The following is a 23,164-nucleotide window of genomic DNA, read 5'->3' on the forward strand; positions in this document are numbered from 1 at the left end:
ACCGCGGACGCGTGTCATACAGCCCAAGGTAGTGCGTGATGCCCCTGCGCGGCGGGCTTGCTTCAAATGACACGCCTCAGACGTGACTGTGCGCCGCAGTCCACGCCGGTAGCGGATCCGCGTAACGCAGCCAGGCACCCGTGCCGGCCGCCACTTCGTCGTCGGTGAGGAGCGCCGCGTCGAGAAGCGCTCGCACCTTGCCCGCTTCGAGGCGGATACCGATGAAGACGATCTCCTGACCCGGCTCGATGTCGGTGCTCGTCCAGTACTGCGCGGGCTCGATCGTGAGGTTGGGGCCGGCCTGCGACCAGATGGCGGCGATGTTCGGCCGGGTCGCGATCCGGCAGAAACCCTTGCTGCGCAACAGGCCTCGCACCTGGTCGAGGGCATCGGCGAGACGTTGCGGATGGAACGGGCGGGCAGCGCGGAACGTCATGCTGCTGATGCCGTATTCCTCGGTTTCGGGGGTGTGCCCATTGGCGATCTCCTCATCCCACCCGGGCGCTTCCGCGGCCAGTTCCGGATCGAACAACCCGGTGTCCAAAACGGTTGTCAGCGGGACGATCCCGTGCTCGGTGTGCTCGATCCGCGCGGTGGGGTTGAGGCGCCGTACGACGGCCTCGACGGTCGCGATCGTCTTGGCGCTCACCAGGTCGGTCTTGTTGACGAGGATGACGTCGGCGAACTCGATCTGATCGACCAGCAGATCGGCGATGTTGCGGCCGTCGCCGTCGGCCACCGCCAGGTTCCGGTCGGCGAGCGCCTCCCCGCGCGCCAACTCCGGCAGGAAGGTGCACGCGTCGATGACGGTGACCATCGTGTCGAGTCGGGCGAGCTCGGACAGGATGAAACCGTCCTCGAATTCCCAGCTGAAGGTGGCCGCCACCGGCATCGGCTCGGAGATGCCCGTCGATTCGATCACGATCTGGTCGAATCGGTTCTGCCGGGCCAGGTCCGCGACCGCGGTGATGAGGTCTTCACGCAGGGTGCAGCAGATGCATCCATTGGTGAGCTCGACGAGCTTCTCTTCGGTCCGGTCGAGATGACCCTGCCCCGCGATGAGCGCCGCATCGATGTTCACCTCGCTCATGTCGTTGACGATCACCGCAACCCGGCGACCCTCCCGGTTGGCGAGGATGTGGTTGAGCAGCGTCGTCTTGCCTGCTCCCAGGAAGCCCGAAAGCACGGTCACCGGGATGAGGTCAGTTGAGGTCGAGGGCATGACCTTAACGATAATCATTTTCATTAAGGAATGCGAGTCGACGCCCGGAATAATCCGGACTGCGGTCCGGTTGGGCAGTGCAGAGTCCGGACGAGCCGGTGCTCACACGAGAGACAAAGGACAGGCACATGACCACCGCAACCGCTCCCCTCAGCGTCGGCACCTGGGCGATCGACACCGCCCACTCCACGGTCGAGTTCTCGGTACGCCACCTGATGGTCAGCAAGGTCCGCGGGAAGTTCGAGAACGTCAGTGGCACCATCACCGTCGATGCGGACGGCACGCCGTCGGTCACCGCCGAGATCGACGTGACATCGCTCAACACCGGCAACGAGCAGCGCGACGGCCACGTCAAGTCGGCTGACTTCTTCGATGCCGAGAACCACCCCGTCGCGACCTTCGTCTCGACCGCGGTGCGCCCCAAAGGCGATTCCTACCTGCTCGACGGCAACCTGACCATCAAGGGCAACACCCGTCCGGTCACCCTGAACCTGGAATTCAACGGTGTGAGCCCCGGCATGGGCCAGGGCGAGGTTTCCGGCTACGAAGCGTCAGTTGTCATCAACCGCAAGGACTTCGGCGTCGACCTCGATCTGCCGATGGAGACCGGTGGCGCCGTCGTCGGCGACAAGGTCACCATCACCCTCGACATCGAAGCCGTCAAGCAGGCCTGATCCGAGGCGATGCCGGGCCGGGTTCCCCCGCGTCCTGTCGCCCGGCCCGGCATTGCCCATCGCCGCCGCTACTCCGGCCAGGCGTTGTTCCGAATGAGATCAACCATGTTGGTCCGTTGGAACGACGGATCGAAGTGTGCGAGCACGTCATCGTTCATCGTCCCGAACGTCGTATCCGGACGACGGGCCATGCCGTCGTTGAACGCCCGCAGGATGCGGTTCTTGAAGTCGGGACGCGGATGGGCGGCAACCACTTCGGCGCGGTGCTCTTCGCTGATCTCGTCGAGGCCCAGTCCGATGACGTCGGTTTCGACACCCAGAATCACCACCGCGACCTCGGGCGCAAGGTGATGCGGGACCTCTGGTGTGGTGTGCAGCGCGATCGCCAGCCACACATTCGTCGCTTCCTGCTCACTCCGGCCGAAGTCCAGCAACAGTTTTCGGGCCAGGTCGGCTCCGTCGATCTCGAACCGTTGATGCGTGGTGCCGTACTCCGTGGTGAGTCCCAGGTCGTGGAACATGCCGCCCACGTAGGCGAGTTCCGGGTCGACGTCGAGGCCGCGCGCAGCGGCTTTCAACGAACCCCACAGAAAGACTCGGCGGGAGTGGTTGAACAAGGTGTCGTCGGTCGACTTCCGGACGATCGAGGTGGCCTCCCGCACCAGCTCGGTATCCGGAATCGTCACTCCTGCAATGACTTCGGGCATGGCTCGCAACTTCCGTCGGACTTGATTGGACACAGTCCATTTTGTCCGCGAATCGGCCGCGCCCACAGGGCGCGCCATGCCACGCATCCCACAAATCAGGACATGTCAGACGTACTTCTCGTGCACGTAGCACCACCGCCAGTTCTCGCCGGGCTCGAAAGATTGCACGATCTCATGCCCCGGGGTCTTCGCATGGGCACTGGCATGGCGCATCGGCGACGAATCACAACAGCCGACGTGACCGCATGTCAGACACAGCCGCAGGTGCACCCAGCGCGTGCCGGCCGCGATGCAGTCCTGGCAGCCCTTCGTGGTCTGCGGGGTGACCAGGCGGACGTTCTTCAAGTGCGAATCGCCGAAGATGGATGCCACGGCCGTGCCCTCCTCCGACTGTCGACGCTTACGGTAGCGCACCCGCGATCAATCCACCGTAGCGCGCGAAAGTCCATCCGCTTCGCCGAGACACGCTCAGGACGCTGCCAGGGCTGCAGCGACTGCGCGCGAATACCTTGGTTGAGCTTCACGCCATCTCCGCGTGGACTGCACGCGCCGTTCCGTTTGCCTGGATCAGGGTCGTCGCCAGCTTTACTACGAGCCTCTCCGCCACCCCATTCCGGTCGGGTTGGCAGACTTCCTTGTCTTTGGGCAGCGGCCTTCCCTTCCAGCAACACCGTCACCACCCTGCTGGCCTGGTCACGATAACGCCGACAACACCAATACCGCGCCCGACAATCCCTCTACAAGCGACGCAAATACCACTGATCACGATCTAGCAGCTGCGTGCCTGACAACTCATCGAGAAGGAACAAGCACACGCACCGTGCTTACAGATCCTCGCCGCCGGCCGAAGCTTCGAGGGCCGCGACTACTGCCTCGAACTCTGCGAGCGCCGCCGTCAAGTCTTCGACGATTTCCCTGGCAATCACCTCAGGTGCCGGAAGGTTGTTCGCGTCCTCAAGTGACTCGTCGCGCAACCAAGTGATATCGAGGTTGACCTTGTCGCGGGCGAGGAGATCGTCATATGAGTACGCGTGCCAGCGAGTGGATTCGACCCGTTCGTCACGGGGTTTGCCCGACAGATATGACTCGACGAAGTCATCAAGGTGGATGCGCCGCAACGGGTTTTGCTTGAGCGTGAAGTGCTGGTTGGTACGCAAGTCGTACACCCAGAGCCTACTGGTCCACGGGTGCTCCGACGCCGGCTTCTTGTCGAAGAACAGCACGTTGGCCTTCACACCCTGTGCGTAGAAAATGCCTGTCGGCAGCCGCAGCATGGTGTGTAGTTCGAAGTCAGCCAGAAGTTTCCGGCGCAGTGTCTCTCCTGCACCACCTTCGAACAACACATTATCGGGCAGCACAACCGCCGCGCGGCCATTGATATCCAGGATTGTCATGATGTGTTGCAGGAAGTTGAGCTGCTTGTTGCTCGTAGTGACGACGAAGTCTTGACGCTCGATTTCGATATCGTCGCGGACCTCGCGTCCGTCCGCGCCAATCATCGACAGCGATGACTTGCGCCCGAACGGAGGGTTGGACAGCACGACCGACCACCGACGGCCGGGGTCAGCAATCAATGCGTCACGCACCTCAATCAGCGACGCGCCATCCGCAGCGCCGATACCGTGCAACAGCAGATTCATCGCAGCCAACCGGGCAGTACCATCAACGAGTTCGTAGCCGGCGACTAAGCTATCGCGAAGATGAGCCCGCTGCGTCGGCGTGAGCTTACCCGCCGCTTCGGCTACGTGTTCGTGCGCGACAAGGAGGAATCCGCCTGTGCCGCATGCAGGATCGACGACGGTGTCTGCCACTGAAGGATCGATGACGTCGACGATAGCGCGGATGAGATCACGTGGCGTGAAGTACTGTCCGGCGCCAGAACCCTTGTCTGAGGCACCCTTGGCAAGCAACTCCTCATATGCGTCGCCTTTGAGGTCCGTACCCGATGCGGACCAGTTCTCTTTGTCGATGAGGTCAACAATCAGTCGCTTGAGCTTGGCTGGATCCTGAATCCGGTTCTGGGCCTTGCGGTAGATGGTGCCCAATGTTCCTGGCTGCTGACCGAGCCCGACGAGAATCTTGGTGTACTCGACTTCGAGATCGGTTCCCTCGGCATCAAGGAGCTTCTGCCAGGAGAACTCGTTGGGAACGATCTTCTGCGGGTTTAGTCTCCGAGTCGCCCGCTCGTGCGCCATTTTCAGGAACAGCAGGTACGTGAGCTGCTCGGTGTACTCGATGACACCAACGCCGTCGTCGCGCAGCACATTGCAGTACGACCACAGCTTGTCGACGAGGCGACGCGATTCAGACATGCGTTCCTTCGAAATCAGTTGAGAACATTGAGGTTTGGAGCACCCTGAAAAATTGCGTCTCCAGATAACAGCTCGAAGTGCTTGGCGATGGCGCAAGCTGCGATCCAGCGATCAGCAGTGTGAATCTTGTCGTGGAGCGGATGACCCTCGGCGCGGCAATCTGCTGAGAGCGCGGCATACGCCCCGATTACGTCGACATCTGCATAGATCGTCGGCGTGCGTTGAAGCACTTCGAGCAGACGCACCATCCGGGCAGCGCCCCAATTCGCTTGGCGGGCACCGCTGAGGACCTCGCCTTGAGTCTGAAAGGAAATGACCGTGGGCCGCCCCGCCAAGACGTCACGCCATTCCTGCGCGCGCGAATCGGCAGCTACTGGATTGACGTAGACACGACTAAACACATCGGTATCCACGACCGTCGCTCCCGGCCGGCTCATGAGCGAATTGCCTGAAGGAAAGCGGCCCATTCCTCGTCTGTGGGGTCAACACCGCCGTTCGGATCCGGCCCGGGAGCACTCGCAAGAATTTCGTCCGGAGAAACGACGTCGCGCCGCCGAAACTCGGCGACCGGATCGACTGTTTCGTGTACCCGTGCGTCATCCAAGACCACTACCCGTCCAGACGGACTGAGCATTGCCAGGCCCTCGGCATAAACCCATTGTCCGACGAGCCGCGCAGCAGCTGCGTCATCGGCGACGCGGCGCAATTCGACTGTGTTGCCGACGTCGTCGCGGAGTCGGAACTTGTGGGAATGCAGGTCCACCTTCTCGAGCCGCCCAGCCGCAGTGCCGGCGCCACCAGCAGTCTGTCGGGTCGTTGCCCAAGTCTCGGGATGGGCGTTTGAGGCCTCGATACGAATGTCCCCGCGGGACGGCGAGGCTACGACGACGGTGTCTGCGGCAGCCCTCATCGCGAGAGTCAGCTTGCCTGCCGACTCGGCGATCAATTCACTGACCCAGTCCGGCCGATGGTCGGTGCTGATCGCCGTCAGTACCTCCCAGAACCTGTCGTCGGCATCGGCCAGCCCGGGAACCTCGACGTCGAGCTTGTCGGTCGGTCCCTTGCTGAACTGGAGCACCGTGCTCCCCTGCTGAATGGCGCCCAACCGCAGTTCGGCGAACTCCTCCACGTACTGCTTAGATCGCCCAGGGCCAGCCGCATCTGCTGCATCACGGCTGAGTCTGGTGACCAACTCCTGCAGCGCAGCCGATATGGCGCTCAGGTCTTTCAGTGTGATCTCGCCGCTGGGCGCAGAGCCGCCGACGAGGCGCAGTTCGATCTGCTTGATCATGACCATCGCCTCCCATCTGCGATTCCATGAGGTCGGTCAGTCGCCTCCGGACCATTGTGCCGCGCGAAGCCGCTCTCGCTCACAGAATAATTGCAGTGCCCACCGACGAGCTGCTCGCGCCACTACTCGACGCCGCGACTCTCCCAGTCGCCAAAGGTTGAACCGTCCGAGGCGATCCACTCTCGGCGCCCATTGCAGGAGTGCCCCCATGCAACAGCGCCCGCCGTGGAAGGTGAGCTGAACGGGATGCTCCGGGTGACCACGCCCTTCCCAGCTTCGATGACGATCGCCCCGTCGGCGATCAACTGCTCATGGTGCGCACGGTACGACGCATACGATTTAATCGTGCTCTGAGCCTTGCCGATGCCCTGCCAGACCGCCACGACAATTGACCCGGCGAGCATGGTGAACTCGCCGTCGATCTGCTGGGCCTTAGCGTCGACGCCTTGCTTGGCGTTGCGCAGGTGAAATACAGGCGAATCCGAGTCCACGGCGTCTCGGATTCCGGGCTTCGGGAGCGGGATGCGGATGGCATTGACGCCAAGAACCGGCAGCACGATCTCAAGTTGCGAAACGAAGTAGTCCATGTCGGAGGCATCCGCTTCGGGCAACGCCGGCGGCGACGGAGCCGTACCGTTCTCAACCTTGACGCGCCCAGCTCTTGTCGCCAGATCGATGAGGCGTGACTCAAGATAGCGACCATGGGCCTTCGTCAGATTCGCGTCCTTCGACGTGATCACGACGACGCGATCCCAAAAGTCTTTCTCCCGTTGGTGATACCGCAAGCGCTCAGCGACGACGTCGGCCTCACCGATGTAGCAACGAGTGTTTCCAACAACAGCTTCGTCTTCGCCCATCAACAGGTAGGCGCCGGTGCGTTGAGACTCTTCGCGTTTGAGGAGATCGGCCAGTTCTGACCGTGGCGCCGACAGCACATGCCCAGTCCAATTGGTGATCTCAGCGGTGGTGAGTCCACCGGCACTACCGTCGACAAGAAAGAGCTTGATCTGCTTGCCGCTCATACAGTTTCGAGTTCTTTCAACTCAGTCGAGAACCCGTGAGGTGGCCGGAGAAAGCTGCGGACAACATTGACTTCCGTAGCTGCTCCCGACGCAACTTAGCGATAGCAAGCTGCGCGCGCTGACGCTCGACCGCCTCAAAGGACCGCTGGGCGGACGCGACGATAGCCGCTTGTTCGGCGAGATCGGGAATCGGGAATTCAATAGGTTTGAGCCGAGAGGCGGACAAATGCGCAATGTTCGTCGTAATCCGTGACTCCCGCTTGAACCTACCAGCTCGCATGTGGCGTCTGAAAACGAGGAGTGCGAACTCAGGTAGGACTCGATCAGATGCAACGAAACGGAGAAGGCTGTTCGTGAAAGCAACCTCCGCCGGCTCACCCCGATATAACGCCGGGCGTCCGAGCAGTTCGGGTGTCTGCCCTTCGTTAAGGAGAACATCACCCACATGTAGTTTGAACCGATCGAATGTCTCGGCAGGCCAATGCATCTCCATCACATCGCGAGTATCGATCCTGTCCTCGAATACATTTGCCACACGCAAATAGGGCTTCATATTCGGTCCTGAATGCCAATCAGGGTGACGCTGACGCCCCAGTTCTACGACACCGGCATCGCCGACGCAGCTTCTCTCCCACTTCGCTGGGTAGTCGTCAACATCAGGGATCAGGTTCATGAGAGTGGCAGTCACAAACGTGTCCAGCCGGCGTTCTGCTGCGCGAAGGTAATCCGCCGCGGCGTCGAGGCGCGATAGGTGATCATCGAGAATCTCTACGATGCGTTCCTGATCGCCGGGCTGTGCGACCGGCACAGGCAATCGTCCCAGCGCCCGTTTGTTTATCTTGGGCAGAACGGTACGGGCCTGCTGTCCAGACGCACGACGGGTGAACTCGGGGGTGAGCATCCACCATTTCAGGTACCGCGGCTCAAGTTCTGTGTCGACCGGATACATGTCGGCACTGCAAAGCCCATCGAAATCGACAAGGACGACCTTGCCCAAATACGGACGAATCTTGCTGTACAGGATCTGCCCAGGTCTAAAACGATGCTTAGCACTGACGACCTCGTCGTCACCGACTGTCCGGTACGGCAGAAGGCGACCTGTATGTGCCTCTATATGGTTTGGCGCAATATGCGGCATCGCACGGTAATCCTCCGGCTCTACGAGGTTACTGGCGACGCGCGCAACTGCCTCCCATTCAGTCCACCGCCAACCGTCAGGTAACTGCCACGGCCAACTCACGCCGTCAACTCCGCGTTCAATTCGTCGATCAACTCCGCTGCTCGCTCACCCAAATCCCTTATCGCCCCGTCAGTTCCGCCACGCTCAGTGAACGGTGCGTCGTCCAGGTCTTCGACCCGGATACCCGCGGAACTCGCGATCACCGACACCATCCGGTCCAGCCACCACCGCTCGATCTCGGTGAAAACTGCACCCGACTGATCCTGTTGCGTCAGCCAGGCGGCATATCGTTCACGCACCCGCTCACCGTAGGGCACCAGCTCGTCATCAACACCAGTGGCGTAGCGGATCAACGACACCAGATCTGTGAGCGTGTGGGTGGCGCTCTTGCGCACCTTCACCCCGTCCACCGCGGCATAGGCGTTCCAGATCACGTCGGTTGTCCAATTGTGCGGTGGCCGTGAGATTCTCGCCGCCAGCCCCTCGATGACCGCGAAGTCGATACGCCGTTCGCCCGCCTCATAACCCACTTGCAGTGCGGTGATCTCGTCGCGATGTTCAGCCAGATAAGCGGACCACGACTCCACCACCGAGCGAGCCTTGTCCGTGTCGACCACACCCCCAGCTTCGATCAGTTCGTCGCGACTGACCTCGTCGATCACTCGATCATGCGCAGCCCGGAGCTCCAAAATACGGTTGCGCAGCTCAGGGTTCGAGGCCAGCGGTTCAATCGCACGATCAATGGCTTCTCGCGTTGTGGTCGCTGGTTCGACCGCATCAACGAGGTTCCGGATGATGTCACGAACCCGACCGGACGCGACCTCATCGAGTTCGACCCGCTCCGCATCGGTGAGGTCGAGCTCCAGTTTTGCTAAACGCGAAGCAAGCGTGGCTGCTTCATCCTCGGTGATCGTTAGATTGGCCGCTTTCTCCAGCAGCTTCTTGAGCGGCACCGACCGCTGCCGGTTCAGCGGCGGCTCCACGAAATCGTGCTCGGTGACGCCGACGGCATCTACGATCACAAACCGCGTCTTCGTCTGCGCATCCGGCGTGACAGATTGGAAGTCAGCATCCGCAATAGTACGTGCGCCACGACCTTTCATCTGCTCGAAGTACTGTGCTGAGCGCACGTCGCGCATAAAGAACACACATTCCAGTGGTTTAACGTCGGTACCGGTGGCGATCATGTCGACAGTGACGGCGATGCGCAGGTTCGGGCTGGTCCGCAGGGCTTGTAACTGCTCCTTGGCATTTCGCGCGTTGTAGGTGATCTTCGCAGCGAAATCGTTGCCCTTACCGAACACTTCACGTACTTGCTTGACGATCTCCTCCGCATGGTTGTCATCCTTGGCGAAAATCAGCGTTTTCGGCACCGTGCTACGTCCCGGGAAAATCTCGGTGAAGAGCCGGTCCCGGAATATTTCGAGCACCGTCCGGATCTGATCGGTCGCGGTCACTGCCCGATCGAGCTGTGCTGCACCGTAATCCAGATCATCGTCGAGCGCCTCAAGCCGCTGTTCACGAGTACGCCGGTCAACCTTCGGCACGATGGTGCCTGCCTCAATCCGCGATCCCGCATCGCTGATCTTCGTGCGGATCCGGTACACGTCGAAGTCGACGTTGACGCCGTCAGCTACGGATTCGGGATAGGTGTAGTCCGCCACCAGGTTCTGCCGGAAGAACGCGAACGTCTGTTTACCGGGAGTGGCCGTCAGCCCGACCACGTGGGCGTCGAAATACTCGAGGACACCCCGCCAAACCCCGTAGATGCTCCGATGAGCTTCATCGACAACGATGAGATCGAATGTTTCCGGTGGGATTTCACAGCTGTACGAAACAGTCACCGGCACGTCCGGGATGTAATCGTCGATGTCCGGGTCGTCGGTGTCGCTGACTTCGCCAACCTTGATGGCCTTGAAAACCCGCTGAATCGTCGAAATCGAGACCTTCGTCGACCCCAACAATCCCGCCTTGGACAGCTTGGCGACGTTGTACAGCTCCGTGAAACGCCGACCGTCGTCAGGCGTGCGATAGTTCTGGAATTCAGCAAGTGTCTGTTCGGCCAGGTTGTTTCGGTCGACCACGAACAGAATCCGATTGAAACCACCGTGTTTGAGCAAGCGGTACGACTGCGTCACCGCGGTGTATGTCTTGCCGGCGCCAGTGGCCATCTGGATCAGCGAACGATCGAACTGCTGTGCAGCCAAACTCTTTTCGACGCCATTGATAGCCTCGATCTGGGCCGGGCGAAGCGGAGCAGTATCGAGCGGAGGCAGGTTCTGCACCTTAGCCCGCCATGTCGGTCGCCGTGGGTCCGCTTCGGCGTCACGCAGAATGCGGGCCAACGCCTCGGGCCTAGGCACATTGAAGATCAGCCGCGCGCGTGGTTCCGGATCGAAACCGTTCGTGAAATGAGTTTCGACGCCCGAAGCCTCGAACACGAATGGCAAGCGTCCTTCACGCGTCTTCGCGGCGATCCGCACATCGGCTGGCAGACCCTCGGCATACATTGCTGACTGCCACTCGACCCCAGACAACGGCGTACCGACTGGTTTCGCCTCAATGACGCCGACCACTGCCTTATCGACGTAAAGCAAATAATCGACCCGTCCGTGGCTTGGCTTCATCACCACTTCGCGAACAGCAATGCCCGAACCCACGAAGAGGTTCAAGTCCTTCTTATATTGGACTACCCAGCCCGCCTGGGTGAGCTGCTCATCGATCAGCCGTCGCGCACGCGCCTCGGCCGGCAGCCGAGAATCGTCCCCCACGTCGCTCATTAGCACAGCTTATCGACTTCGATCGTATGGAAAGCCAGTATCAAACGAGTCATACCCACAACGGAGCACAAAGTGGTGCCCTCCGAGGCATCCAACCGACAGTACTAAGCCTTATGGAGTGCTGGATCTCGCGGCCCGGCGTCTTCGCATGGGCACTGGCACGGCGCATCGGCGACGAATCGCAGCACCCGACGGACCGCATGTCAGGCACAGCCGCAGGTGCACCCAGCGGGTGCCGGCCGCGATGCAGTCCTGGCAGCCCTTCGTGGTCTGCGGGGTGACCAGGCGGACGTTCTTCAGATGCGAGTCGCCGAAGATGGATGCCACGCCATCCACGGTAGCCCCGGTACGCCCGGATTACCGGGACGCGCGCGACACGTCGGCCGGGAACATCTCGAACAGCGGGGACAGCCTGAAAGTCGACGACCCGCATCGGTAAGTTGGTCACCTGGCGGCTCCGCACGAAAGCTGATGAACTGGAGCCACTTCGGGACGGACGGGGCGGGAAACGATGGCACAGCGGTATGACGTCGTCGTCGCCGGTGGTGGTCCGTCGGGCTCCGCCGCCGCCTGGCAGGCCGCGCGGGTGGGCGCCAAGGTGCTGGTCGTCGACAAGGCCGAGTTTCCCCGCGACAAACCCTGCGGCGACGGACTGACCGCCCGCGCCGTCAGTTACCTGCAGAAGATGGGCCTGGCCGACGAAGTCGCCACCTTCCACCGGGTCGACCGCGTCACGGTGTTCAGCCCGAGCCGATGGGAGATGTCCTTCCCGCGGCGCCCCGGCATGCCCGATCACGGACATACGGCCAGCCGTACGCATTTGGACACGGTATTGCTCAGGCACGCCGAAAAGGCCGGCGCAGAGGTACGCGAAGGTGCCGAAGTGGCGGGACCTGAACTCGATGCCGACGGCCGGGTGGTCGGCGTGGTCCTCAAGAGCGGGGAGAAGATCTCCGCAGACGCCGTCGTCGCCGCCGACGGCGCGTACTCGCCCGTCAAGCGCGCGCTGAACATCGATTCGGAGTACAACGGCTACTCGGCCATCGCGATCCGCGCGGAGATGCACACCAACCGGCCCGACACCGATTCGCTCGACATCTACCTCAAGCTGCAGTTCCAGGGCGATCAGTTGCCCGGCTACGGCTGGGTGTTCCCGATGGGCAATGGTGTGCTCAACATCGGCGTGGGCTATGTCAACTGCTACCGGAACTGGCAAGCCATCAACGCCACGCAGCTACTCGGCGAATTCCTGCGGTCGCTGCGGTATGAGTGGGAGCTGCCATCGATCGCGGAATTGAAGAAGAGCAAGAGCGTGCGAGCGTGGCGGCTGCCGATGGGTTTTACCGCGTGGCCGCCGTGGCGTCCGGGCGTGGTTTTCACCGGCGACGCACTCGGCGCCGCCAAACCGGTTTCCGGCGCAGGCATTTCGAAGGCGCTGGAGGCCGGCCTGGTCGCCGGCGAATGCGTCATCGCGGCGCTGCAGAACGGTGGCCCCGACGACTTCACCAACTACACCCAGCGCCTGGAAGCGGCCTGGGGCCGGGAGTACCGGATGGGCCGCTTCGGCCACAAGCTCGCCGGCATCCCGGCCATTCCGAACACGGGTATCAAGCTTCTCGACAAAGGATTCGTCCGCGACGGCGCGCTGCGGGTGATGTACGGGAAGTCATACGGCCCCCTGCACACGTACTGACCGCTACCGCGGCGTCCCGCCGCCGTCGACGATGACGACCTGTCCGGTGATGTAACTGCCTGCGCCCGAACACAACAGGAGCGCCGTGCCCACCATTTCGTCAGGGCTGGCCAGCCGCTTCAGCAGCGTGTTGGACGCCATCGCGTCGATGGCCTCCTGCGGGTTGTTGCGCACCATGTCGGTGTCGACGGGGCCGGGCGCGATGGCGTTGACCCGGATGCCGTCGGCCGCGTAGGCGGCCGCCATCGAGCGGGTGAACGACAGCAGCGCCGCCTTGCCCGCGGCGTACATCGACACGAACGGCGCGAACTGGAAGGCGCCGACCGACGACATGTTCAGGACCGCGGCAGCCGGGCTCGTCTTCAAGTGCGGCAACGCTTTCTGCACCAGAAACACCGGCCCACGCAGGTTGGAGTCGTACGACTTGGCCCACGCCTCGGGCGTCATCTCCCCCAGCGGCTGGGCGAGCGCGTTGGCCGCGTTGTTCACGAGCACGTCGATGCCGCCGAACTCGGCGACGGTGGCTTCGACCAGCCGGTCGAGATCGTCGAGGTTGCCCATGTTCACGGGCACGCCGATCACCTTGCCACCCAGACCGCGCAGATGCTCGGCCGCAGCCTCGCACGCGTCGGGCTTACGGCTGGCGACCACGAGATTGGCACCGGCCAGCGCGAACCCCTCGGCCATCGCGAGGCCGATACCGCGCGTCCCGCCGGTCACGATGACGGTGCGGTCGGTCATGTCGAACAGGCGGTCAAATGTGGTGCGGTCCATGGCTAGCAGTAGAACACAGGGCTTATTCGGGCCGGTTCGCCAACGTCCGCTCACTGACGAACTCCCGCTGCTCTCCGGTCACCGGGTCGACAAATGCGAGCCGGTGGGCCAACAACTGCAGCGGTGTGGAGAAGTCGCCGACAGGAACCTCGAGCACCGTGGGGTACAACGGATCACCGTCGATGGGCAACCCGAGCGAGTTCATGTGCACCCGCAGCTGGTGGGTGCGGCCCGTGGCGGGCGCCAGCCGGAACAGCCCATCCCCCAACGGCTCGACGAAAGTCACCGCGTTCACCTCACCGGGCTCGATGCTGGCCTGTAAAGACCCGCGCCGCTTCACAATTCGGTTCCGCAACTCGACGGGCCCGGCCAGCGTGCCGGCCGACGACCGCGCCAGATACGTCTTGGCCACCCCGCCCGCGGCGAACATCGTCTGATACGCCCCACGGACCTCGCGCCGTGCGGTGAACACCAGGACACCGGCGGTCAGCCGGTCCAGCCGATGCGCCGGTGAGAGCTCCCACAATCCCAACGCCCGTCGCAGCCGCACCAGGGCCGTCTGCACCACGTGCCCGCCTCGCGGCATGGTCGCGAGGAAGTGCGGCTTGTCGACCACGACGATGTTCTCGTCGCGGTACAGCACCGGCACGTCGAACGGGACGACGACCTCGTCGGGCAGGTCCCGGTACCAGTAGATGAACGCGCCGGCCGGTAGCTCCGTCGCATCGGAAACGACCGACCCGTCGGCGCAAAGCACCTCGCCGGCAAGCACTTTGGCGGCCGCCTCGTCGCCGAACCGCGCCCGCAGCTCAGCCAGCACCGGCCCGCCGTGCACCCGCAGCCGAGCAGGCCCGATCCCCTCGTATCCAGGACGGACGGGCAGGCTCAATCGAGCGGAACCGGCTCGAGGATCTCCGAACGGGCCTCGGGAGCCGCCGCGCGCAACGCATCTGCCGATTCGTCGTCGGGCTGCGTCTGTGACAGCACCTCGGCTTCGACGCGGGCCAGGTACGTCGCGACCTCGCGGTCGATGTCCTCGGCACTCCAACCCAGCACGGGCGCAACGACTTCCGCGACCTCGCGGGCGCAGTCGACGCCGCGGTGCTGGTACTCGATGGAAATCCGCATGCGGCGGGCCAGGATGTCCTCGAGGTGCAGCGCGCCCTCGGCCGCGGCCGCGTACCAGGCTTCCACCTTCAGGTACACCGGCGCCTCGGTGATGGGTTCCAGCAGCTCGGGCCGGTCGGCCGCCATGTCCAGCACCTCGCCGATCAGCGAGCCGTAGCGGTCCAGCAGGTGCCGCACCCGGTAGGGATGCAGACCATAGTGCTGGCCCACGTGTTCGGTCTGGTTGATCAGCGCGAAGTAGCCGTCGGCGCCGAGCAGCGGCACCTTCTCGGTGATCGACGGCGCCACGCGCGTCGGCACGAACTCGCTGGCCGCGTCGATGGCGTCCTCGCCCATGACCCGGTAGGTGGTGTACTTGCCGCCGGCGATGGCCACCAGGCCCGGGGCCGGCACCGCGACGGCGTGCTCGCGGGACAGCTTGGAGGTCTCCTCGCTCTCCCCGGCCAGCAGCGGGCGCAGGCCTGCGTAGACGCCGTCGATGTCGTCATGGTTGAGCGGCGTGGCCAGCACCTTGTTGACGTGCCCGAGGATGTAGTCGATGTCGGCCTTGGTCGCCGCCGGGTGCGCGAGGTCGAGGTTCCAGTCGGTGTCGGTGGTGCCGATGATCCAGTGCGTGCCCCACGGGATGACGAACAGCACCGACTTCTCGGTGCGCAGGATGATCGCCACCTCGCTGACGATGCGGTCGCGCGGGACGACGATGTGCACGCCCTTCGAGGCGCGGACCCGGAACCGGCCGCGCTGCTTCGACAGGGCCTGAATCTCGTCGGTCCACACTCCGGTGGCGTTGACCACGACGTGGCCGCAGACCTCGGTCACCGCACCGGTTTCCGAATCGCGGACCCGTACACCGGTGACCCGGTCGCCTTCGCGGAGCAACGCCACGACCTGCGTCGAAGTGCGGACGACGGCGCCATAGTGCGCCGCGGTGCGGGCGACGGTCATGGTGTGCCGCGCGTCGTCGACGACGGTGTCGTAGTAACGGATCGCGCCGATCAGCGAACTGCGCTTGAGCCCGGGCGCCAGGCGCAGCGCGCCGGCCTTGAGCAGGTGTTTCTGCGCGGGCACCGACTTCGCCCCGCCGAGCTGGTCGTAGAGGAAGATGCCTGCGGCGATGTAGGGGCGCTCCCAGACCCGCTTGGTCAGCGGGAACAGGAACGGCAGCGGCTTCACGAGATGCGGTGCCAGCGTGGTCAGGGACAGTTCGCGTTCGTACAGCGCCTCACGAACCAGGCCGAACTCGAGCTGTTCGAGGTAGCGCAGGCCGCCGTGGAACATCTTGCTGCTGCGGCTGGAGGTGCCGGAGGCGAAGTCGCGCGCCTCGACCAGGGCGACCTTCAGACCGCGCGTCGCCGCGTCGAGCGCCGCACCGGCGCCGACGACACCGCCGCCGATCACGATGACGTCGAACTGCTCGGAGCCCAACCGGTTCCACGCGCTGTCCCGCTGTGCGGGGCTCAGCAGGGTCTGACCATTGCCCGGACCGGGAATCGGGTCACTCACGGCGGAACTCCTCGTGGTTACTCGTCGGTAGGCCTTGCGAGACCGCGCCTACGTGGTCGGCATGGTTCGTGTGTCAGTCCAGATCGTCGTGAGCCATGAGCCGGCGGGCCGTCTCGATGATCGAGCCCGACAGCGACGGGTAGACCGACAGCGTCTGCGCCAGATCGGTCACCGAGATCCGGTTCTGCACGGCCAGCGCGATCGGCAGGATCAGCTCGGACGCGATCGGCGCGACCACGACGCCGCCGATCACCACGCCCGTGGCCGGGCGGCAGAAGATCTTGACGAAGCCGTGCTCGAGCAGCGACATCTTGGCGCGCGCGTTGGTGTTCAACGGCAGCATCAGGGTGCGGGCCGGAACCGTGCCGGCGTCGATCGCCGATTGCGGCACGCCGACCGCGGCGATCTCCGGGCGGGTGAACACCGCCGCCGCGACGGTCCGCAGCTTGATGGGCGAAACCCCTTCACCCAGTGCGTGATACATCGCGATGCGGCCCTGCATGGCGGCCACCGACGCCAGCGGCAGCAGCCCCGTACAGTCACCTGCGGCGTAGATGCCCGACGCCTTGGTGCGCGACACCCGGTCGACCGTCAGGTAGTTGCCCGGGCCGAGCTCGATGCCGACCTTCTCCAGGCCCAGACCCGAGGTGTTGGGCACCGACCCGATGCTCATCAACGCATGGCTGCCCTCGACGACGCGGCCGTCGGCCAGGCTGACCTTGACGCCGGTGTCGGTACGGACCACCGAATCGGCGCGTGCGTTCTTGACCAACGTCACACCGCGCTCGGAGAACACCTCCTCCAGCACCGCGGCGGCGTCGGAGTCCTCGTGGGGCAGGATCTGGTCGCGACTGGCCACCACCGTGACCTTGACGCCCAGCTCGGTGTAGGCGTTGCAGAACTCGGCGCCGGTGACACCCGAGCCCACGATCACCAGGTGCTCCGGCAGTTCGGTGAGGTCGTACAGCTGGCGCCAGTTGAGGATGCGTTCGCCGTCGGGCACCGCGTTGGGCAGCACCCGGGGGCTCGCGCCGGTGGCGATCAGCACCACGTCGGCCTTCAGCACGCCGGACCGCCCGTCGGGCGTCGTGACCTTGACCCGGTGGTGCGCCATGCCCGGGATGCTGTCGACGAGCTCGCCGCACCCGGCCACCACGTTGACGCCGGCGCGCAGCAGCTGCCCGCCGATGTCGACCGACTGGCTCCGCGCCAGCGTCTTGACCCGGTTGTTGATCTGCGGCAACGAGATCTTGGCGTCCTCGATCTTGATGTCGAAGCCCAGCCCGTCGGCGCGGCGCAGCTCGGTCCGCACCCCGGTGGACGCGATGAAGGTCTTGGACGGCACACAGTCCCAGAGCACGCAGGCACCACCGATACCGTCACGGTCGACGACGGTGACCTCGGTCGCCTCACGGCCGTAACCGGCGGCCACCAGGGCTGCCTCATACCCGGCGGGACCGCCGCCGATGATCACGATGCGGGTAGCCACGGCTACATCTAACCCTGAGTTGGGTGTTGGTCGCCCGACAACAAGCCGTAGGCTTGCCGAGTGCCGCTCTACGCCGCTTACGGATCGAACATGCATCCGGAGCAGATGCTTCAGCGGGCCCCTCATTCTCCGATGGCGGCCACGGGGTGGCTGCACGGCTGGCGGCTGACGTTCGCCGGCGCGGACATCGGCTGGGAGGGCGCGCTGGCGACGCTGGTCGAGGATCCGCTGTCGAAGGTCTTCGTCGTGCTCTACGACATGACCCGCGAGGACGAGGACCGCCTGGACCGCTGGGAAGGCTCCGAGCTCGGTATCCACAAGAAGATCCGCTGCCGGGTGCACCGGGTGTCGTCGGACACCACGACCGACCCCGTGCTGGCCTGGATGTACGTCGTCGACGCCTGGGAGGGCGGCCTGCCCTCAGCGCGCTACCTCGGCGTGATGGCCGAGGCCGCCGAGATCGCCGGCGCCCCCGCCGACTACGTCCACCATCTCCGCACCCGCCCCTCCCGCAACATCGGGCCCTAACTCTTTTCCCGCGAGCGGCCGTGTTTGTACAGCGACACACCGTGTTTCGCGTGCATTTTGGGGGCGCTCACGCGGCGCGAGCGCGCCCGAAGTTCGCGTTGATGCGCGCGACGAGGTCGTCCGGGCGGTAGCGGACGTCCTCGAACACCATCGAGATCGCCGTCCATCCGACGTCCATCAGTGCCGAACTGCGCTCGCGGTCGGCCAACATCGCGTCCGGTCCGCTGTGCCAATCCAATCCGTCGTACTCTGCGGCGACCATGTACTGCGGCCACGCGAAATCCAGCCGACGCAGCTTTCCCCGGCCGTCGATGACCTCGTATTGCAGTTCGGGCATCGGTAGGCCGCCGTCGATCATCACGAGGCGCGCCTCGCTCTCCATCGGCGACTCCGCGCGTGGATCTGCGATCGGCAACATCTCCCTCACGATGACGATTCCGCGACGTCCGGCCTGCCTGGTCACCGCCCGCGACAACTCCACCCGGTCGCAGGTGCCGGAACGCAGAGCAGCATCGAGCGTCGCCAGTACACGTGGCCTTCGCAGCGAGCGTGCTACTTCGATCGCAGTCCACGCCGGCGCGGTCGCGGGCCGGCCCTGCTCCACAACCATCGGTGCGCCGTCGCGGCGATGGATCATCAGTCCATCAGCGTGCCGCAGATGTGAACCTGCGGGATTGAGCACATGCAGGTCCTTGGGATTCTCGGTGTCGAATCCGTAGAGGGCCGCCGCCGTCCCCAGACACACCGGGACCGGCTTGCCGGCCGAGAGGTCCAGGCCGCGCAGCCGCGTCCAGTCGTCGGGTTCACCCCGCGAGTAGATCCCTTGCCAGATACGTTCGAGCGCACCAGTTTTCAGATACGAGTCAAAGGTCCTGCGGGACAGCTTCGACAGGATCTGAGCGCTGGTGGCTACCCCGTCCTGGAGGTCGAGTAGTGCTTGAAGGTCGGCGTCCACGTCGTTGATGCTCGGCTTCCACGGCTGTGGCCGAAAGGCGCATCAGACGATCTGTGGATCAATCACGAACTGTGGAATTTCGCGGCACGTGGATCAGGTGCGCAGTTCACGGCCCCTCGGCGAGCGTGAGCGGCCCCAAGATGCACGCGAAACACGGCGTGTCGGCGTACAAACACTCAGTGTCATTCTCGAGTTGCCGCTGTTGCGGTGGTTGGGTTACTTCTCACCTGGTATTTGGCTCTTGCAAACACTGCCGCCTGCGGGCTGGCATTCGGCCGTTGTGCCGATACCAGGCGGGAAGGACCGACCGGCGTGACTTGATAGGAGCGTGGCACCGCCCCCACTGAGATGTGTCCTGCCGGCCGGCCCGACCTTCGCCTCATCCACCTCTGATGAAAGAAGGCACCGTTCATGGTCGTCGTTGGAACCGATGTCCACAAGCGCACCCACACCTTTGTTGCGGTCGACGAGGTCGGCCGCAAGCTCGGTGAGAAGGTCGTCAAAGCCACCACCATCGGACACCACAAGGCGTTGGCCTGGGCCCGCGAGCAGTTCGGGGAAGAATTGCTGTGGGGTATCGAGGACTGTCGCAACCTGTCAGCTCGCCTGGAGCGCGATCTGCTCACCGCCGGCCAGTCCGTGGTACGGGTGGCCCCCAAACTCATGTCGCAGGCCCGGGCCTCGGCACGGACCCGCGGTAAGTCCGATCCCATCGATGCGCTGGCCGTGGCTCAGGCTGTGCTGCGCAATCCTGATCTGCCCGTCGCCTCTCATGATCAGAGTTCGCGCGAACTGAAACTATTGATTGATCGTCGTGAAGACCTTGTGGCACAACGCACTTCGACGATCAACCGGCTACGTCAACGGATCCACGAACTCGACCCCGCTGCTGAACCCAAACCGGGCTCACTACACCGCACCAAGGCCTGCACCGCGCTCGCAAAATGGCTCGACACCCAGCACGGACTGCTGGCCGAGTTGGCCCGCGATGAACTCGCCGACGTCATGCGCCTGACCGAGGCCATCAACACCCTGGCCGCACGCATCGGCGAACGCGTCCAAAAAATCGCCCCGACGCTACTGACGGTGCCCGGATGCGGTGAACTGACCGCCGCCAAGATCATCGCCGAAACCGCCGGCATCAGCCGCTTCCGCAGCGAAGCCGCCTTCAGCCGCCACAACGGCACCGCACCGATCCCAGTCTGGTCGGGCAACACCGCCGGACGCGTCCGCTTGAACCGGTCCGGCAACCGCCAACTCAACGCGGCCTTACACCGCATCGCCATCACCCAGCTGCGCATCCCCGGCAGCGCCGGCCAGCAGTACTACCGCGGTCGCATCGCCGACGGCAAGGCCACCAAAGAAGCCCTACGATGCCTCAAACGCCACCTCAGCCGAACCGTCTACCGCAGCCTCCACACCGACCTGCACCTCAACCGATCACACCAAAAACCCGAAACAGCACTCGCTGCTTGACATAGGAGCAATGGCCGCTCGCGGTTAGGAAGCAGACACCCACGCTCGCAGTTAGAAAGCGGCGGCCTGTTCGATGATGTTGACGAGGACCCGGACGCCGACGGCGAGGGCGCGTTCGTCGAGGTCGAAGGTCGGCTGGTGCAGGTCCAACTGCGGGCCGACGCCGGGCCACACGCCGAGGCGCGCCATGGCCCCCGGCACCTCCTCGAGATACCACGAGAAGTCTTCGCCGCCACCGGATTGCTTGGTGTCGGCCAGGGCATCGGGGCCCAGCGCCTCGATGGCGTGGGTCATGATGCGCGTCGAGAGTTCCTCGTTGACCACCGGCGGGACGCCGCGGCGGTACAGCACCGTGTGATCCACGTTGAGCGGCGCCAGCAGGGACGAAACGATCTCGCGGACAATCGATTCCATCTCGACCCAGGCATCACGGCTGGCGGTGCGGATGGTCCCGGCCAGGGTGCCCGTCTGCGGGATGGCGTTCGACGCGAATCCGGCGTTGACCGCGCCCCACACCATGACGGTGCTGTGCCGCGGATCGACGCGGCGGGACAAGATGCCGGGCACCCCGGTGATCAGCGAGCCGAGCGCGTAGACCAGATCACCGGTCAGGTGCGGGCGCGACGTGTGGCCGCCCGGCGAGTGCAGGGTGATCTCCATCTGATCGGCGGCCGAGGTGATGGGACCCGGAATGGTGGCGACCTTGCCGACCTCGAGCCGCGGATCACAGTGCAGCGCAAAGATTCTCGACACACCAGCCAGTGCACCCGCGGAGATGGCGTCCAGCGCGCCGCCGGGCATCAGCTCCTCGGCGGCCTGGAACACCAGGCGCACACCGACCGGCAGCGTCGGCGCCGACGCCAGAGCCAACCCGGTGCCGAGCAGCACCGCGGTGTGCGCGTCGTGTCCGCAGGCGTGCGCCACATTGGGCACGGTCGAGGCGAACGGCAGGCCGGTGCGCTCGTCCATCGGCAGCGCATCCATGTCGGCGCGCAGGGCGATCCGCGGCCGGTCCTCGGGACCGAAATCGCACGTCAGGCCGGTACCGCCGGGCAGAATCTTCGGGTTCAACCCGGCCTCGGCCAGCCGCGTCGCAACGAACTTGGTGGTCTCGAACTCCTGCCGGCCCAACTCGGGGTTGGCGTGCAGATGCCGCCGCCAGCCGACCAGGTCGTCGTAGTTCGTGGCCAGCCAGCGCTCGGCGTGGTCCGAGAGGGTCATCCGCGCCCTGCCTTCACTTGTCGCTGAACCGCCGCCCGGTCCGCCATCTTCTGCAAAACCCGAGCCCGCTCGTCAGGCGCCTGCGCCAGCGCAACCACCGTGCGCGCCAACATGATCGCGCCTTCGGTGACGGCCTTGTCCGCACTCGGCCCCGCCGCCGCCGCGGTGAACTCCGGTTGGTGGATCGACGCGCCATTGGCCTCGATCCCGACGACCGGGTGGATTCCCGGCATCACCTGCGTGACGTTGCCCATGTCGGTACTGCCGAGGGGCACAGACACTTCCAGGTCCACCGGCAGCGGCGTCCGGCCGAGACGCTCCATCTCGGCGCGGAACACCGTCGTCAACCACGGATCGGGCGTCAGCGCGTCATACCGCGGCGACACCTCCGTCACCTCGTGCGTGCAGCCCGCCGCCAAGGCGCCGGCCGCGAAGCACGAGAACATGCGTACTTCCAGTTCGTCGAGTGACGCGGAGTCCGTGGCCCGCATCGTGTACAGCAATTCCGTATGCGCCGGAATCACATTCGGCGCCTGACCGCCGTCGGTGACGATGCCGTGCACCATCTGACCGGGCGTCAACTGCTGACGCAGAAGCCCGATCGCGACCTGGGCGACCGTCACCGCATCGGCGGCGTTGATGCCCAGGTAGGGCGCGACGGCGGCGTGCGACTCGCGCCCGCGGTAGGCCACAGACACCTCGGACAGCGCCAGGGACCGCGCCCCCGCGATGTCGACCGGACCGGGGTGCAGCATCACCGATGCCGCGACGTCGTCGAACACCCCTGCGTTCAGCAGCAACGCTTTTCCGCCGCCGGCCTCTTCGGCGGGCGTACCGATCAATGCCACGGTGATGCCGATCTCGTCGGCGACCTCGGCCAGCGCCAGTGCCGTGCCGACCGCCGACGCGGCAATGATGTTGTGCCCGCACGCATGTCCGATACCGGGCAGCGCGTCGTACTCGGCGCAGATGCCGATCACCAGCTCACCGCTGCCGTAGTCGGCACGGAACGCGGTATCCAGGCCGCCGGCGGCCGGGGTGACGTGGAAGCCGCGCTCGGCCACGAGCGCCTGGGTCTTGGCGCAACTGCGGTGCTCCGCGAAAGCCAGTTCCGGTTCGGCGTGGATCGAGTGGGACAGCTCGATCAAATCGGCACGGTGACGCGCGACGGCATCGGTGACCGTCTGCAGAGCGTCTCCCGTCAACATC

General features: G+C 64.5%; 19 protein-coding genes and 1 pseudogene. 4 read left to right on the forward strand and 16 right to left on the reverse strand.

Features of this window, described 5'->3' with window-relative positions; genetic code table 11:
- Positions 1–76: 76 nt before the first annotated feature.
- The gene (locus tag ACJH6J_RS15670) at positions 77–1,222 is read right to left on the reverse strand and encodes a GTP-binding protein (RefSeq protein ID WP_406804189.1); all 1,146 of its coding nucleotides are present in this window, start codon (positions 1,220–1,222) and stop codon (positions 77–79) included.
- Between the two features lie 128 nt (positions 1,223–1,350).
- Between ACJH6J_RS15670 and ACJH6J_RS15675 the strand changes: the two genes are divergently transcribed.
- Positions 1,351–1,896, forward strand: coding sequence for a YceI family protein (locus ACJH6J_RS15675; protein WP_406804190.1), 546 nt, complete (start codon positions 1,351–1,353; stop codon positions 1,894–1,896).
- Positions 1,897–1,964: 68 nt separating this feature from the next.
- Here the strand turns inward: ACJH6J_RS15675 and ACJH6J_RS15680 are convergent, their stop codons facing one another.
- The 8 genes and pseudogenes from ACJH6J_RS15680 to ACJH6J_RS15715 all read right to left on the reverse strand — a co-directional run bounded on the left by ACJH6J_RS15680 (position 1,965) and on the right by ACJH6J_RS15715 (position 11,188).
- Positions 1,965–2,603 carry an HD domain-containing protein gene (locus ACJH6J_RS15680; protein WP_133427788.1) on the reverse strand — a complete coding sequence of 213 codons (639 nt, stop codon included), beginning with the start codon at positions 2,601–2,603 and terminating at the stop codon, positions 1,965–1,967.
- A 105-nt stretch (positions 2,604–2,708) separates the two neighbouring features.
- Positions 2,709–2,975, reverse strand: coding sequence for a UBP-type zinc finger domain-containing protein (locus ACJH6J_RS15685; protein WP_133427787.1), 267 nt, complete (start codon positions 2,973–2,975; stop codon positions 2,709–2,711).
- Positions 2,976–3,427: 452 nt separating this feature from the next.
- On the reverse strand, positions 3,428–4,915 hold the full coding sequence (locus tag ACJH6J_RS15690; protein WP_133427786.1) for a class I SAM-dependent DNA methyltransferase: 1,488 nt from the start codon (positions 4,913–4,915) through the stop codon (positions 3,428–3,430).
- A gap of 14 nt (positions 4,916–4,929) precedes the next feature.
- Entirely contained in the window at positions 4,930–5,328 is a 399-nt protein-coding gene (locus tag ACJH6J_RS15695; protein WP_237163027.1) for a PIN domain-containing protein, read from the reverse strand.
- 20 nt (positions 5,329–5,348) lie between these two features.
- Positions 5,349–5,438: pseudogene (locus ACJH6J_RS15700) on the reverse strand (hypothetical protein); the annotation flags it as partial.
- Positions 5,439–6,328: 890 nt separating this feature from the next.
- Positions 6,329–7,228 (reverse strand): GIY-YIG nuclease family protein, encoded by a 900-nt coding sequence (locus tag ACJH6J_RS15705; protein WP_133427783.1) that lies wholly within the window; start codon positions 7,226–7,228, stop codon positions 6,329–6,331.
- Between the two features lie 16 nt (positions 7,229–7,244).
- On the reverse strand, positions 7,245–8,366 hold the full coding sequence (locus ACJH6J_RS15710) for a hypothetical protein (RefSeq protein ID WP_406804191.1): 1,122 nt from the start codon (positions 8,364–8,366) through the stop codon (positions 7,245–7,247).
- A gap of 98 nt (positions 8,367–8,464) precedes the next feature.
- On the reverse strand, positions 8,465–11,188 hold the full coding sequence (locus tag ACJH6J_RS15715) for a DEAD/DEAH box helicase family protein (RefSeq protein WP_174814094.1): 2,724 nt from the start codon (positions 11,186–11,188) through the stop codon (positions 8,465–8,467).
- Between the two features lie 511 nt (positions 11,189–11,699).
- On the opposite strand from ACJH6J_RS15715, the gene ACJH6J_RS15720 reads away from it, so the two are divergent.
- A complete protein-coding gene (locus ACJH6J_RS15720) occupies positions 11,700–12,881 on the forward strand; it encodes a geranylgeranyl reductase family protein (protein WP_406804192.1) in 1,182 nt (393 codons plus the stop codon).
- 3 nt (positions 12,882–12,884) lie between these two features.
- On the opposite strand, the gene ACJH6J_RS15725 is transcribed toward ACJH6J_RS15720, so the two are convergent.
- From ACJH6J_RS15725 to ACJH6J_RS15740, 4 genes are all read right to left on the reverse strand, one after another.
- Positions 12,885–13,655: an SDR family oxidoreductase gene (locus ACJH6J_RS15725; RefSeq protein WP_346417029.1), complete on the reverse strand. Its 771-nt coding sequence runs from the start codon at positions 13,653–13,655 to the stop codon at positions 12,885–12,887.
- A gap of 22 nt (positions 13,656–13,677) precedes the next feature.
- Entirely contained in the window at positions 13,678–14,544 is an 867-nt protein-coding gene (locus ACJH6J_RS15730) for a pseudouridine synthase (RefSeq protein ID WP_406804193.1), read from the reverse strand.
- On the reverse strand, positions 14,541–16,286 hold the full coding sequence (locus ACJH6J_RS15735; protein ID WP_061009625.1) for a glycerol-3-phosphate dehydrogenase/oxidase: 1,746 nt from the start codon (positions 16,284–16,286) through the stop codon (positions 14,541–14,543). Before ACJH6J_RS15735 ends, ACJH6J_RS15730 begins: the two co-directional genes overlap by 4 nt.
- A gap of 73 nt (positions 16,287–16,359) precedes the next feature.
- Positions 16,360–17,775, reverse strand: a complete 1,416-nt coding sequence (locus ACJH6J_RS15740) for an NAD(P)H-quinone dehydrogenase (RefSeq protein ID WP_061009623.1) — start codon at positions 17,773–17,775, stop codon at positions 16,360–16,362.
- A gap of 60 nt (positions 17,776–17,835) precedes the next feature.
- Here ACJH6J_RS15740 and ACJH6J_RS15745 point away from each other — a divergent pair, with 60 nt between their 5' ends.
- Positions 17,836–18,303: a gamma-glutamylcyclotransferase gene (locus ACJH6J_RS15745; protein WP_061009621.1), complete on the forward strand. Its 468-nt coding sequence runs from the start codon at positions 17,836–17,838 to the stop codon at positions 18,301–18,303.
- Between the two features lie 67 nt (positions 18,304–18,370).
- On the opposite strand, the gene ACJH6J_RS15750 is transcribed toward ACJH6J_RS15745, so the two are convergent.
- Positions 18,371–19,258 carry a hypothetical protein gene (locus ACJH6J_RS15750; protein WP_406775035.1) on the reverse strand — a complete coding sequence of 296 codons (888 nt, stop codon included), beginning with the start codon at positions 19,256–19,258 and terminating at the stop codon, positions 18,371–18,373.
- A 411-nt stretch (positions 19,259–19,669) separates the two neighbouring features.
- Here ACJH6J_RS15750 and ACJH6J_RS15755 point away from each other — a divergent pair, with 411 nt between their 5' ends.
- On the forward strand, positions 19,670–20,734 hold the full coding sequence (locus ACJH6J_RS15755; RefSeq protein ID WP_212812777.1) for an IS110 family transposase: 1,065 nt from the start codon (positions 19,670–19,672) through the stop codon (positions 20,732–20,734).
- Between the two features lie 51 nt (positions 20,735–20,785).
- On the opposite strand, the gene ACJH6J_RS15760 is transcribed toward ACJH6J_RS15755, so the two are convergent.
- Both ACJH6J_RS15760 and ACJH6J_RS15765 read right to left on the reverse strand, forming a co-directional pair.
- Positions 20,786–21,955, reverse strand: coding sequence for a M20 family metallopeptidase (locus ACJH6J_RS15760; protein WP_318986384.1), 1,170 nt, complete (start codon positions 21,953–21,955; stop codon positions 20,786–20,788).
- Positions 21,952–23,163 carry a M20 family metallopeptidase gene (locus tag ACJH6J_RS15765; RefSeq protein ID WP_406804199.1) on the reverse strand — a complete coding sequence of 404 codons (1,212 nt, stop codon included), beginning with the start codon at positions 23,161–23,163 and terminating at the stop codon, positions 21,952–21,954. Before ACJH6J_RS15765 ends, ACJH6J_RS15760 begins: the two co-directional genes overlap by 4 nt.
- Position 23,164 lies beyond the last annotated feature (1 nt).

It is taken from the genome of Mycobacterium sp. SMC-18, assembly GCF_045310895.1.
Classification (GTDB): Bacteria; Actinomycetota; Actinomycetes; order Mycobacteriales; family Mycobacteriaceae; genus Mycobacterium.